The organism is Chryseolinea lacunae (genome assembly GCF_016735595.1).
Taxonomy (GTDB): domain Bacteria; phylum Bacteroidota; class Bacteroidia; order Cytophagales; family Cyclobacteriaceae; genus Chryseolinea; species Chryseolinea lacunae.
On sequence record NZ_JAERRB010000018.1, the window covers coordinates 77,925 to 91,770 of the forward strand.

The window sequence follows — 13,846 nt, forward strand, 5'->3', positions numbered from 1 at the left end:
AGTTTTAACGCGCTGGTTGGTCCTTAAAAGGGATGCTATTATATTTCGTCAATATTATAAACGCATGTGTTGTGCGAGGTGGAGGATAGTCTTTAATGAGCAAGAGGATATTAATTTACATAGTAGTTGGCTGGTGTGTTCTGACAGTTATTGAATTTTATTTTATTCCATGTTTTATAGTCGCCCTGTTGTGGCTATTGTTGTCAATTGGCTTTCTTGGAATCGCCATCATTCAAATTGTGAAATCAGTTAAGGAACGGAACTCGCTTACCAAACTGAGAATCATGAAAGTACTGGTCTTTTCAATTTTGTTCTTTTTGACATTTAAACACGCACCTGTAAATAGACTTATTGAAAGAGCTGACTGGTTTATTCTATATGACAGACGCATGGCCGTCGTTGATAAAGTAAAGAGAAAGGAATTGCGTCCACACAGAGGTTCAAAAAATGGGATCTGTGAATTGCCTTATGAATTCCCCGTTGTTTCAAATGGAGGAAACGACATATCGGTTTGGGAAAGTGACGAGGAAAGAATGACGATTTCATTCTGGATCTTCAGAAATTATTTTGAAGCGCCATCAACCCGTCTTATGTATACAACGGATGAAAAAAGAATAGAAGAGTTTGAAAAAAGGATTTCTCGTGACGCTGACAACAACTGGAAAATTGAGGAGAATTGGTACCGGACACTTGGAGATTAGGTTGGCGAGTTACAACAATCAGAAAAGACCTCATCATTCCGGATGAAAACCCAAACCCCTGTTTTCATTGAGCAGCATTATTAATGTTGACACGCTCAGTTTGATTTCTCCCCAGAGCAGCAACGAATACCCGCCATATCCTTTGCGATTCACTTCCCGATTTACTACATTCAATTGCCCGTCAATCATCGACCTTAATCAATCGTCTGCTTTTGAAAATGATGTGAGAGAAGACGCCCGAGAGCAGCGCTTGGTTTATCGATGTATCCATTAATAGCGAGAAAAAACAATACCACCGTAAACTGAGTCGTGGGTGATTTGTGTTGACATTATCGTGCATGACCCATTCCGAAAACGGTGGCATCGCTTTACGGCTTTCCATAGCTACTTGCCACAAGCACGTATATAAAAACCCTCAAACCCTCTCTCTCATGCTTAAGAATTTTTTATTGATCACCGTTCGCGCGTTCAGGCGAAATGTGATCTTCTCGCTAATCAACGTTGTTGGTTTAGCCATCGGCATCGCCACATCGTCGCTCATCTATCTGTATGTTTTCGATGAGCTCACCTACGACACCGTTCACCCGCGCCACAACGCACTCTACTCCCTCGGCGGATCCGTTACCGACAAGAATGGAAACCGGGATTCGTTTGGTGCTGTGCCCGGCGGATATCCTCGCGAGCTCAAGGCAAAATTCGGGAACGTTAAAAGTTACACACGCCTGCTCATCACCGGCTTTCCTCACTCGATCCACGACAAACAAACCGACAAGATCATCCTCAACCAGGACGGCGACCTCTATTGGGTAGAGCAATCGCTTGGCGACATCCTCTATGTGAAAATGACCAGCGGCACCGATGTTTCCAAGGCATTGGAACACATCAACAGCATGATCATCTCACAGTCGGCCGCTAAGACGTTGTTTGGCGACCAGTCGCCTATCGACAAGTTGCTCACCATCAAACATCCTTTCTCCACGTTTGGCAAAGAGGTGGAGTATCAGGTCACGGGTGTGTTCGAAGACTATCCGGCCAACACATTTTTCAGACCCAAATATTTGTTGAACATGAACGGGCTGAAAACAACCTACGAGAGCAGCGGCACCAACTTTGCCGAGTCCATGGACGGAAACACACTGGCCGGAAATTTTTTCTTCACCTTCCTCTACATGCCCGACGGCGCACCCATCGACGCCATGAACGAGGAACTGAAGCGGTTGTCGCTCATCACGCAGGAGTCGGATTCTGCTTTTCGCGCGGAGGGAAATAAAATCGGGTCGGTGATCCGTCCCTTCGACGACATGCATTTCGATTCGCAGATAAACTGGGCGGTGTTTGAAGCGCCGGGCAATCTGCAAACTGTGTACACGCTGTCGGTGATTGGTGTGCTGATCCTGGTGATTGCTTCCATCAACTACATGAACCTGGCCACCGCCCGCGCCGGCACCCGCGGCAAGGAAGTGGGCCTGCGCAAAACACTGGGCAGCCGGCGCCGCGACATTGCCTTTCAGTTTATTCTTGAATCGGCGCTCAACACAGCCCTGTCGTTGGTGCTGGCCCTGATCCTGATCGTGCTCGCGCTGCCCTACTTCAACCAGATTGCCGATAAACACTTCGACGTGCTCAGTCTTTTCAACATTCGTTTTGTGTTGGGACTACTGGGCATTGTGCTGGTGGTGACCGTGCTCGGCGGTAGCTATCCGGCATTTTACCTTTCGGGATTCAGACCAACGGAAGTGCTCAAGGGCAAGGTTGTGGGCAAGGGATCGGAGTTGCTGCGAAGGGCGTTGGTCACTTTTCAGTTTGCTGCTGCGGTCATTCTTTCGGTGTCGTCCATCATCATTCTGGGTCAGATGGATTTTATACAACAGTCGAAGTTGAATGAAAACGGGCAGCACATTCTTTCGGTGCGCTTTGGAACCGTGGCACCAAACGAAAAATATCCGTCGCTAAAAAACGAACTCTTGCGGGACAAAGACCTGGCCTACGTTACCATGAGCAACCACTTGCCGCGCCACGACTACTTTGGTGGCATGGACAACACGTTCCGCTTTTCGGAAATAGATGACAAAGAATATGTGTGGGCCAGGATGAGCACCGACTTCGATTTTTGCAAGGCCTTCAACCTGCAGTTGGTGGCGGGCCGCGATTTTGACAACAACATTCCATCCGATTCAAACACGGTGCTGCTCAACGAAAAGGCCGTGAAAATACTCAACAGAACAAACGAAAACATTTTAGGCATGCAGGTCGACAACGTGTTTTTGAAAACCCGTAGCACGGTGATAGGTGTTGTAAAAGATTTCCCGTTTCAGTCGGCCTACCATGCCATCAATCCCCTGGTGATATCGCCACGCTTGCGCATGCAGGATCGGATTTTATATGTGCGCCTCCCGGAGAAGGGCGTGGCCGAGAAAATTCGCGCCATCGAAGCAACCTGGAAAAAAGTGCTGCCCGGCGTTGGCTTCGACTATTGGTTCATAGACGATGAGTTTCGAAAATTATACAAAAAGGAAAATCAGGTGTCGGGCCTGGCAAAATGGTTTTCGCTGCTTTCCCTTTGCATCACCATTTTGGGGTTATATGGTTTTTCGTCGTTTATGGCCGAACAGAAGACGCGGGAGATCGGCATACGCAAATCATTGGGAGCATCGTCGGCGCAGATTGTGGTGTTGCTGATCACCACGTTCCTGAAGATGTTTGTGATCGCCGTGCTGATCGCCTTGCCAGTGACCTGGTATTTCAGCCAACAGTGGCTTAACACCTTCACGTTCCGCATCGGCCTCACCGCCATGCCTTTCGTTGTCGGTGCCGGCTTGGTGTTTTTGTTGATGCTCTTCACGGTGAGTTATGAGCTCTTCAAAGCGTCGAAAGCAAACCCGATAAAGGCGTTGAAGCATGAATGAGAGAGGGACAATCCCTTCCTGCGCTGTTGGGGACTAAAAATTATTTTGTATTTTAGTTTCATCGATGTCCGGTAGCTGTGGGGCAGAAAACGGATCAGGTTGCACCTGACCAAATTGTATGTAACTGGATAAAACGGATTGACCCTAATCCCCCACATATGAAAACCATAAAGATCCATTTTCTCCTGGCCGCCACATTTCTGTGGGCAATCGGCTGTAAACAAAATCAGCCGTCGTTTGAAGCGCCGGTTTTAAAGAACATTGGCCACTATAGTGTTCCCGTCACAACGGAGTCGAAGCACGCGCAGATGTTCTTCAACCAGGGCGTCATCATGGCCAATAATTTTAACCATGCGGAAGCGGAGCGGTCGTTCAGAGAAGCGATCCGGCAAGACACCACGTTTGCCATGGGCTATTGGGGAATCGCCTACGTGCTGGGACCCAATTTTAATTCTGTCGACAACATGGGCACCGTGAACGAAATACGGAAAGCGGTAACAAAAGCCGTAAGCTTAAGTGACGGTGCTTCTCCCTGGGAGCAAGCCGTGATCAAAGCCATTCAGATCAAATTTCCGATGGACACCGCGGCAACAGACGCCGAAGGTTTTGCGGATGCAATGAAGCAGGCCTTCACCCAGTTTCCAGACAATTCGTTTGTGGCAACCCTCTATGCCGAATCGGTCATGAATTTGCATCCCTGGGATTTTTATGCTGGCAGAGGCGGAGCGCCCAGAGCGTGGACACCCGAACTGGTGTCGCTTCTTGAAAAAGTTATCTCGATCGATTCGCTAAATCCCCTGGCCAATCATCTTTATCTCCATGCCACCGAAGCCAGTTCGGATTTGTCGAAAGCGTTGATCAGCGCGCAACGATTAAAAACCCTGGTGCCGTCGGCCGGCCACCTGGTGCATATGCCTTCGCACATTTATATCAACACGGGCGACTATCATGAAGGGTCTGTTGCCAACGAGGCTGCGGTGCTTGCCGACAGCATCTACATAGCCGAATGCCAGTCGCAAGGATATTATCCGCAGATGTATTATCCGCACAACTATCACTTCCTTGCCGCCACCGCAGCGTTTGAAGGTCGCGGCGCACGTTCGATTGAAGCTGCTTACAAGACCGCGAGCCTCATCGACAAAAAATATTATCATGAGCCGGGCTATGAGATGGTGCAACACTATCTGACTATCCCCAACCACATCCTCATCAAGTTTGGCCAATGGGAAAAGATCTTGACGCTGCCCCAACCGACAGATGATTTGATTTATCCTACGGCCATCTGGCACTACACAAAAGGCATGGCCTATGCCAATCTGAACAAAGCTGCCGAGGCCCGCGAAGAACTGAAGAAGCTGAACGAACTCAGCGCGTCGCCAGCTATAGCGGAGCAACTGAATTGGGGAATTAACAAGGTGACCGACGTCTGCAAGATATCTTCAAAAGTGTTGGAAGCTGAACTCTACATAAAAGAAGGAAAACACAAAGAGGCCATTCAACTGCTGAGCGACGCAATACACATCGAAGACAGCCTGAACTACAACGAACCTCCCGACTGGTTTTTTTCCGTAAGGCACATCCTGGGAAACGTGTTGCTTAAAACCAAGGACTACGAACAAGCCGAAAAAATATATCGCGAAGATTTGGCCCACTGGCCCAAAAATGGATTTGCCCTAAACGGCCTTGCCGAAAGTCTTGTCGCACAAGGAAAGACATCGGAAGCGGAAGCGATAAAACAACAATTCACGGAAGCCTGGAAGTATGCCGATATAACTTTGCAAGCTTCGGTGATTGACCCGGAGAAGCGAAAAGATTTGGTACTGAGGATCGATGAAAAATCGCCGGACGCATTGGTCTATTTGGCCAGCATGATTTGTATGACGAAACCATGAGTTGAATAGGAAATCGGAAATTGAAAAGGACAAACGGGTCACAACGCGTTTGTCCTTTTTTTTGCGTTGACTGTGCAATACTTGAATAACGCGAAAGGTGCTGGTGTTATTGAAATTGGGCCTGATAGGTTGAGCTTGTTTCGATCGTCGCGTTTAAATTCACAACTAGTGATCATAGCTAATCACCCGGCACATTTTCCAACTGCCTTTTACATTTTTCCAGATATGAACAAATTTGAAAGTTCCGTCCAGCTTTTCTTGCTTACCCTTTTCGGTATAGTAAAACCTGTGACGTCCAATTTCGATGGCTCCAAAATCTTTGATCGGAAAAACTTCAAGGCTGCCTTCAACCAGTTCTCGTCTGACTTTGGTTTCCCCATCGCATCTCCGCGTAATAGAATTCAGGTTCTGGGTGTAGTTTGTTAGCCCTCCGGCGTCGTGATAAAACTCCAGGTCTTCTGTGAAAAGTGATTTTGACGTTTCAACATCACACATATTGAACGCGTGAAAGAAAGTACTATCCATGGAAGCAATGGTCTTGGTTAAATCCTGTAGCTCCGCGGTGCTTTGAGCACTGAGCGTTAAGGAGAGCAACGTGGACGTGGCTGTTGCCAGAAGGAAGATCTTTGGTGTCATGTAAGGTGTTTTGATTTTCTTCCTCTGCAATTGGTATGCCCCAATTCCATGCAGCGCAATGGCATTTATTTGATGTTTTCTTTTGAAAACGTGTTCAAATCTGAACAAGGAGTTCGTCCGCTTTTGCAACAAAGAAATGACAGCCCGTCATCACATATTCTCTATCCACCAAAGGTACGCATCATAATCAGTTACCGGTATTTCTTCTGTTACTCCCAACGCGCGGCACAGCGTCACAACCTGGCCCCGGTGGTATGAACTGTGGTTGACTACGTGCAGGATATATTCGTATCGGCTCTGCGTGCTGTCGGAAACCTGGATACGTTCAATCAATTGTTGCTCGGTTAAGGTTGTGAGGCTACTGGCCAACGCTTGCGAGCTTGCTACGAGATCGGCTATTACTTCGTCGACAGCGTTTTCTTTTACCGGCAGATGGAAGTCTTTGATCTGGCCGTGGAAGATGATGGCATGCCAATAGACTTGTGCGGAGAGAATATGCTGAAGTGTCCGGTCTATGGTTCCGAAGCTCGAACCTGTTTTTTCATAGAGGATGCTTCGGTCAAGGGTCATCAGCCAGGACGTGATGCGTTCGTTTGCCCAAAGGTTGTAGGCGAAGAGACGGGTGGTGAGCTGTTGGAGGTGCATTGCGCCGTTAGTTTAATACTTACAAAGTACGATGGAAATCTGATTTGTAAATGATTTCATCAAACGGCATGCGGCTACCCAGGGGAAGTTATCTTCTGCGCATCGGCGAAACGGCTCTGTTTATATATTTAAAATAGTCAACAAACCTCCCCCGGCTGTCGTCCCAGGCAAAAACGGAATTCCCTTCGAAACGGCAAAACGCATTGGCGCTGTCGTCGTAAAAAACACTGTTCGCATACTTTCGAAAAATGGACTTGATTTTTTTTGGCTTCATGCCCACCGAAGGCACTTCAATGAGCCGCTCCTGTTTGTCGTAAGCATGTGTGATGAACATCACGTCTTTAAGTTTCTTGTTCCGGTATATTATTGCAACAAACGTGGAATAGTCACTTTGAAAATCGCTAATAGAAATGGTTGAACGAGGTGGTGACACCGGCCTCAGAACAGGTACAACCCTGATGCTTCCGTGAAGTTGGAAATCGCGGCGATGTGAAAAATATAGCCTGCCATTTTCGGTTGAGAATTCCTCCCAATACCCTTTGCGTATGATTTCGGTTTCAAACTTGGCCTTCGCCAGTTGCAGGTCGTAGTCGCTAACCTGACCCTGCGATTTGCAATGCAGGGGTAGGACCAAAAAACATATCGGGAGGAAACGTAAAACATTTGCTGTAATCATAGTGAAAATCAATTTGCTTTAACGATGCAACAATGCCGGTAATTCCATAGCGTCATATGTTTTTTTTTATAGCTCCCCGCAACAAATTTTAGCATAGAGAAAGGAAATGTCCAAAAACATAAAAGGACTTCTCTTTCGAAAAGTCCTTGAACTATACACAACGAAGATTCCTTGGGCTTTGACGATCTCCACGCCGGGGCAATGGAGTGACACAAAGTGATTTTATTTAGCCTTGAATTCGTAAATTTTAGTGGAATACTTATAGCTCGGCTTGCCCGAGTCGGCACTGATGCCGGCAAAGCCGCGACCATTCACACCAAAGGAAATGATGCCGTAAAAATTTTCGGGAAACGTATGGCTCACTTGTCTCCACGCCTTTGCTTTCAGGTTATAGATATAAAGATTGGACGTTGGGTCGACAACGCTGGCACCGTCCGGGCCGATTGATGCATCTCCGTTTTCGATAAAATAGGCAAGGCCGTTGATGGTGAACAGATGGCGCATGCTGATGAGGCTTGAGTTGCCCACAGGCGTGATCGTGTTGATCTTGGTTAACTTATTTTCAGTGGCATCGTAGGCCCACAATTCAACCGTTGAGGAGTTGAGTGCATTTATTCCCAGGTATGCCATGCCGTCATATTCAAAGGCGAAGTCCGCAAACGTGTTTGTTGCGCTAAAATCCGTTGACTGAACGATGTCCCAATTCTTGGTGGTTATGTTGTATTTCCGTATGTCGATTTTTTTGGTGGAGTTTTCAGTCACGGCCGTATACAAATCGTTGCCCAAGGTGAATCCTTTCACGTTGAGGGCCCACGCGGTTGAATACGATTTGGTTTCGCTAAAAACTTTTCCATCCAGGGCAAAGGTTGTCGCGGGACCAGAAACCAGATTGGAGAACAGAAATAAAGTATTGTTCCACCCAACCGTCGCGGCCTTGTCTATGAACTTGTCGTCTGCATGAACCAGCGTCCACGAATTTGCCGTGGGATCGAACTCATACAAATCGTTGTACTTCGTTTTTGGATACGTGCCTTCTGAATAGCCTAAGAAACGTTCGCCGCCAAACACATACCCTTTCCCATTCAGAACAGCGGCTTGCGTGAATGCACGTTCACCACCGGGAAATGCCTGGGCCGTGATCCAGGACCCGCTGCCCGGAAAAATCGCGATTTTTTTGTGCAGATCTACGGTGCTCGTTTTTGTTTTGATTTTAATCGCGACCGAATCGGATGTAATGGTTTCGGGAATAACAAAGGAGATCTTTGTTTCCAGCGTTTCTGTGAGGGCTATCTCTGTGTCGTTGAACAGAACAGACACCAGGTCGGCTTTGCAAAATTTTGTGCCGGCAATGGTGTAGGTGTCTCCGGTGTAAGCATACGATTCGGAAATTCCAATTCCGCTCGCCAGCACACTCTCACAGACCAGTGGCGCAGGTGCCGAATCTTCGTCGGAGCACGCCAGGGCCAGCATCGCAAACAAGAAAACGGAAATTTTTTTGAACATAACTTAAAAAATAGAGGCGTCGAAAAAATGAATTAGAGAGAGTGCCTTTTTGTGATTTCACGAGCAAAGAAACGGGGTGTGGGTCACATAAAATTGTACGTTTCGGAAGCATGTAAGAAAAGAGCCTAGATTACATCCGAAATCGTTTGAAGCATTTCTGGTGATTGTTTGTTATGGGGGACACGTTGGTTGTGTCATTTAAGTTTACGCAATCCCTCGGTCGCTTCTTTGTCGTCGGGCCACCATGCAAGAATCTGGCGATAGGTTTTCCCGGCCATTTTCTTTTTCCGGCCAATATGTACGCGTTGGCCAGCTTCAGGTAGGGAGCCGTTGCGCGAAATTGCTCGGCACTCACCTTGTAGAGCTCAATGGCCCACTTGGGTTTTTTCTGTTCTATGAAATAGTCGCCCGCACTGTTTAGTTTCTCCATCGAAAAATCATAACGATAGTGAAGGGAGTCAACGGCCATCCGTTCGCGGAGATCTTTCACGCCGGCTTTTAATCCTTTCCTGGAAATGACAGAGGTGGTAATGATGTCAATGGGAATCAAAGGAACGTTGAGCGGTTTTTTGTGTCTCAACACATCCTGAAGATAGCGGTTCGATATTCCATAGAGCGCGGGCTCACCACGCTTTCTGTCGAATGAGGAACCGCCCAGGATGCCAATCAAATAACCATCTTTATCAATCAACGGTGAACCACTAAACCCGCCAAGGTTTAAATTTTCGGGTCTCGTGAAGATGATTCTGTTTCCCTCGGTTTCAATAACCCTGGCTTCGTGGGTAACGCATGATTTTTCAGAGTAGGGACATCCCGTAAAATAGATCGTTTCGCCGACTTCAATCCTGGTGTATCGTGGCTTCAAAGGCTGGATGGCTGGAGACCGGAATCTGGTTTTGAACACCAGCCAATCACGTTGCGTAATGGTCGATTCGTTCCCGTTCAGCACTTCCGTGGTGTCGGTGTTGATTAAATAGTCGATCACCACCGAGTCCTTTAAAACTCCCTTGGGATGCATGATCCAGCGCTGCAGGTGGCGAAGGTCAACGGTGTTCATGGCTTTTGTTTTGGCCACCCACAACGAGTGTTTAACCGTTGCTGCCAGCGTATCTGTTCCGGTATCGATGAGGAAACCCGTGGTCACATATTCAAAAGACGAATGAACATAACGTTCCCCGTTGCGATACCAAACTTCGTTGATCATGGCGATCGGCGGCCATTTTTCTTTAGGGCGCTTAACCCAAGCATTCTCCTGGGCGAAAACAAATCCATTGGTAAACAGAAGACCAACAAGAATGACTATGATTTTGAACATCGTGTTTTGATTTCAACAAACTTAAAAATCACAGCGGTGTCGCTTGTAAATGAATTGTAAAAGAATGTAAACGAAATGTAAATTCTCCTGGGAAAAATATTAGGCTGCCAGAAAATTCCGCGCATTGCCGCAAGCCGTGTCTCAGGCGTCGACTACTGCGTGAGAACAATTTTTTTCGACAGAGTAGCCGTCAGTGTTTCAATGGTCAAGACATAAACGCCAGGCGAAATGTTGTCCATAGTCACCTGAACATAACCTTCAAAGGTTCTGACCTGTATGGGAACCGGTTTGCCTAACCCCGACATGACAGAATAGTGAGCATTCGTGTAACGCGACTTCACGAAAAAAGATCCGGAAGTTGGATTGGGATAGATCGTAACAGCACTTGCCACATCTTCTTCATTGGCCAACGGAATTTCCTGGGCTGTAAAATCCTGATGACCGATACTGTTTCTGATTGCTGATAAGCTGATATGATCAGGTTCAAAAAAGTATCCCTGCAATCCGGGCGTTAGTGTTCCTGTCCAATCCGGAGGGACGGTAAACACATACTGTCCCGCAGCGTTTGTCACCACCGACTGCGATCCATTGCTGATTGAAACTCCCGGCAAAGGTTCTCCTTCGTTGTTGGTTACAATCCCTGAGATTAAATAGTTGCCCACATACGCTCCGCTAAAGTCCAAGTGGGTTATGTCTGCATTCACCGATGTTACTTCTCGTTGGGCGGGAGCAAACACATAACCCGCCAGATCCGGCACAACACTGCCCGACCACCCTCCCGTGACTGACGTCTGATAGTTGCCGTCGCCATCGGTGGTGACCTCCTGCGGAAATCCTTTTAGCAGTACGGCGGCCAGGGCATCACCGTTCTGATCCGCTATTTTGCCCGACAGCAAGAACACGCCGGAAAAAGAGGCGCTGAAATCCTGAAGCTTTATGTCGCTTGTTTGATTCACCACGGTGCGCGCGGCGGGAGAAAAATTGTATCCGGTGAGCAGGGGCGTGAGGGTTCCAGACCATCCCGTATAGGTTTGAAAGGTGTAGTCTCCGTTTTCATCCGTAACGGTTGGGCTCAGCGCTCCCTGAATGGCAACACCAGCAATGGGCTTCCCTGCTGCGTCTGTGATTTTTCCGGCCACGGTATAGCTACTCGATAGTGTGCCGGTAAAATCGAACTGTTGATCGGCCTGCAGGTTGTTGATGGTGATACTGGCCGGTGAAAAAATATACCCTCGGGCGCGTGGCGTAATGGTGCCCGACCATCCTTCTGGAAGCCCCGTGAAGTAACTTCCAAATTGCTCCGTGCGAAGTTCGAAAGGCAAACCGTCGAACGTCACATCGCCGATGCGACCGGACTTGCCACGCACATATCCCGACACCGAAAAAATCCGGGTCGATCTTTTTATCAATCGGATGCCCGCCAACTCTGCATAGCTGTCGTTCGCATCATAGCTGCGCGCCTTCACCCGTCCCGAAACATGCGAGGCCAGCCCGCGCACGGTGTGTCCCATGCGCAGCAAATACGTTGACCCAATGGGAAGCCCCGGACCGGTAGTGCGTTTGTAGAAGTCGCGATCATAAAAATCAAAACACACTTCGCCTACGTTGCCAGACATATCATAGATGCCGAGCTCGTTGGCCATTTTGGTGCCTACAGGTTGTGTTGATTGACCGGGAAAAATCTCCGGCACCTTGTCGGCCATCACATCCGTGAGTGTGTTGCTGCCACTAAAAGTATAGCCATGCGAAAACTTGCCTCCCATGGCGGCATACTCCCATTCGGCCTCGGTGGGAAGATCCATGCCAAGCCACTGCGCGAAATGTCGCGCCGCTTCAAAATAAACAAAACGCACCGGGTGATTTTCAAAACCAGGATCAACTGAAAATGATTGTCCGTTCCAGATAATTGGCGAGTCATAATATTTCTCGTAGCCCACCGCTCTGTCTGTGCGGGTCGCGTCATAAATCTGCCCTATGGGAATTGATTGGCCTGCCTCCGTGCTTTCGTCTTTGAGGAACGCATCGGTATAATAGAAACCTTTGCGCGGATGCGCCGAAAACGTCCAGCTGTCGCCCAGCGTAATCATGTGTTTGACAGCGTTGAGGAACGTAACAAACTGCGCATTGGTGACCAAGTATTTCCCAATCGCAAAGTTGGGCACGCTCACATTGTGTGCAGGCTGCTCCATCGTTGCATCCATATAGATGGGAGCGCCTGTGGCCACGTGATACCCAAAAAGCACTTTGTCTGTGTCGGACTGACCCATCGTAAACGTGCCACCCTCTACAGGCACCAGTTCATACGAAAAAGGTGGAGGTGTTGTCCACGTTGTGAAAGAGAAAACATCGCTCGACGTTGAGGCGCCTTGTACATCCTTCGCGACAATTTTCCAGTAGTACGTTCCCGCATCGTCGAGCCGAACGGAATGACGTGTACGGTCCAGGTTGTGTGCAAGTAATGTTGAAGGTGCGGGTGTTTTGTCCAGGTAAAGATCATACGTAACCACATCGTCGTCTTTGTCGGTCGATGCGCTCCAGGCCAGCAGCACGTTGTTTCCAATATTTTGTGCGGCTTGTGTTGGTGCCACCAGGGCTGGTGCGCCGGGCGCGTCGTTTACATAGTTCTCAACGGTGAACGACCAGGTTTCATTTGTGCCATCATGACTTACCAGTGTTCCGCTATACTTGTCAACGGCCACCACTTTCCAATAGTAGGTCTGTTGATCGGAGAGGTTGTTGCTAAACGAATAGGATGTTGTGGTCAGGTTGTCGGCAAGCAACGGTTGGTAGCTTGTGTTCAATGCGTTTGTGCCGAAGAACAGTTGGTAGAACACGGCATCACCATCGGGGTCGACACTTTTCTTCCACGTCAGCGTGATGTTGCGCGACACGTCGCTGGCTTTGTTTGAGGGAGAGAGCAAGGTGGGCTCAGACGGAAGCGGATTTTCACGTGCCGACGTGAATGACGCTACCGGACCTTCAGCAACATGTCCGCTTCCATCTTTCACGGCAACTTTCCAGTAGTAGGTTGTTTCGGGATTGATCAACGGCACGAACGACAAAAACTCCATCATCACCAGGGGATCGTCGGCGACTTTATACACGCCTTCCGAGCCATCGGGATGCGACCAGCCGTCGTAAACATCGGCCCGAAATAGTGGCGGCGTCGGCGTTGTTCCAAAATACAAGTCGAATGTGTATCCGGAAATATCCGTTTCATAGGGGAACGACCAGACAAGCGATGCCCAGAGGTCGACCTTCGTAGCACCGTCGATGGGATTAAATGGCGCTGGAGTCGGGAGTGCAGTTTGTGCAAGAAGCGGACCGAATGCCGAAGCGAAGGCAAACAAACCCAATGCGATAATCCTTCCAACAACTGTCATAGCCAATATTTAAATACCATCTTAAGTGCCCTGGCGAGGAATGTTACGATAAAGAAAAAAAGGCAAACGATACCTTGTGGCACCTGGTGGTGGAGAGGCAACTGCCCGGTTGCTTTATTTAAATTTTCAAAAAACGTGTATGCCATGCGTTGCACATCGTTGAACTTACCTTGCAAAGAAACACCAGTC

At 48.3% G+C, this 13,846-nt stretch carries 9 protein-coding genes; 3 read left to right on the forward strand and 6 right to left on the reverse strand.

From position 1 onward, the window contains the following. The first annotated feature begins 284 nt into the window (after positions 1 to 284). The 3 genes from JI741_RS30785 to JI741_RS30795 all read left to right on the forward strand — a co-directional run bounded on the left by JI741_RS30785 (position 285) and on the right by JI741_RS30795 (position 5,499). Positions 285 to 701 carry a hypothetical protein gene (locus tag JI741_RS30785; RefSeq protein WP_202016214.1) on the forward strand — a complete coding sequence of 139 codons (417 nt, stop codon included), beginning with the start codon at positions 285 to 287 and terminating at the stop codon, positions 699 to 701. Between the two features lie 431 nt (positions 702 to 1,132). After that, positions 1,133 to 3,607, forward strand: a complete 2,475-nt coding sequence (locus JI741_RS30790) for an ABC transporter permease (RefSeq protein ID WP_202016216.1) — start codon at positions 1,133 to 1,135, stop codon at positions 3,605 to 3,607. Positions 3,608 to 3,765: 158 nt separating this feature from the next. Continuing rightward, positions 3,766 to 5,499, forward strand: a complete 1,734-nt coding sequence (locus JI741_RS30795; RefSeq protein ID WP_202016218.1) for a tetratricopeptide repeat protein — start codon at positions 3,766 to 3,768, stop codon at positions 5,497 to 5,499. A gap of 165 nt (positions 5,500 to 5,664) precedes the next feature. Here JI741_RS30795 and JI741_RS30800 read toward each other — a convergent pair whose 3' ends face one another. The 6 genes from JI741_RS30800 to JI741_RS30825 all read right to left on the reverse strand — a co-directional run bounded on the left by JI741_RS30800 (position 5,665) and on the right by JI741_RS30825 (position 13,657). Further along, on the reverse strand, positions 5,665 to 6,135 hold the full coding sequence (locus JI741_RS30800; protein WP_202016220.1) for a nuclear transport factor 2 family protein: 471 nt from the start codon (positions 6,133 to 6,135) through the stop codon (positions 5,665 to 5,667). A 150-nt stretch (positions 6,136 to 6,285) separates the two neighbouring features. Next, positions 6,286 to 6,780: a DinB family protein gene (locus JI741_RS30805; protein WP_202016222.1), complete on the reverse strand. Its 495-nt coding sequence runs from the start codon at positions 6,778 to 6,780 to the stop codon at positions 6,286 to 6,288. 88 nt (positions 6,781 to 6,868) lie between these two features. Then, positions 6,869 to 7,114: a hypothetical protein gene (locus JI741_RS30810; protein ID WP_202016223.1), complete on the reverse strand. Its 246-nt coding sequence runs from the start codon at positions 7,112 to 7,114 to the stop codon at positions 6,869 to 6,871. 564 nt (positions 7,115 to 7,678) lie between these two features. Beyond that, a complete protein-coding gene (locus JI741_RS30815; RefSeq protein ID WP_202016224.1) occupies positions 7,679 to 8,959 on the reverse strand; it encodes a Kelch repeat-containing protein in 1,281 nt (426 codons plus the stop codon). A gap of 130 nt (positions 8,960 to 9,089) precedes the next feature. Then, positions 9,090 to 10,163: a S1 family peptidase gene (locus JI741_RS30820; protein ID WP_202016225.1), complete on the reverse strand. Its 1,074-nt coding sequence runs from the start codon at positions 10,161 to 10,163 to the stop codon at positions 9,090 to 9,092. A 263-nt stretch (positions 10,164 to 10,426) separates the two neighbouring features. Next, a complete protein-coding gene (locus tag JI741_RS30825; RefSeq protein WP_202016232.1) occupies positions 10,427 to 13,657 on the reverse strand; it encodes an SUMF1/EgtB/PvdO family nonheme iron enzyme in 3,231 nt (1,076 codons plus the stop codon). Positions 13,658 to 13,846: the final 189 nt, after the last annotated feature.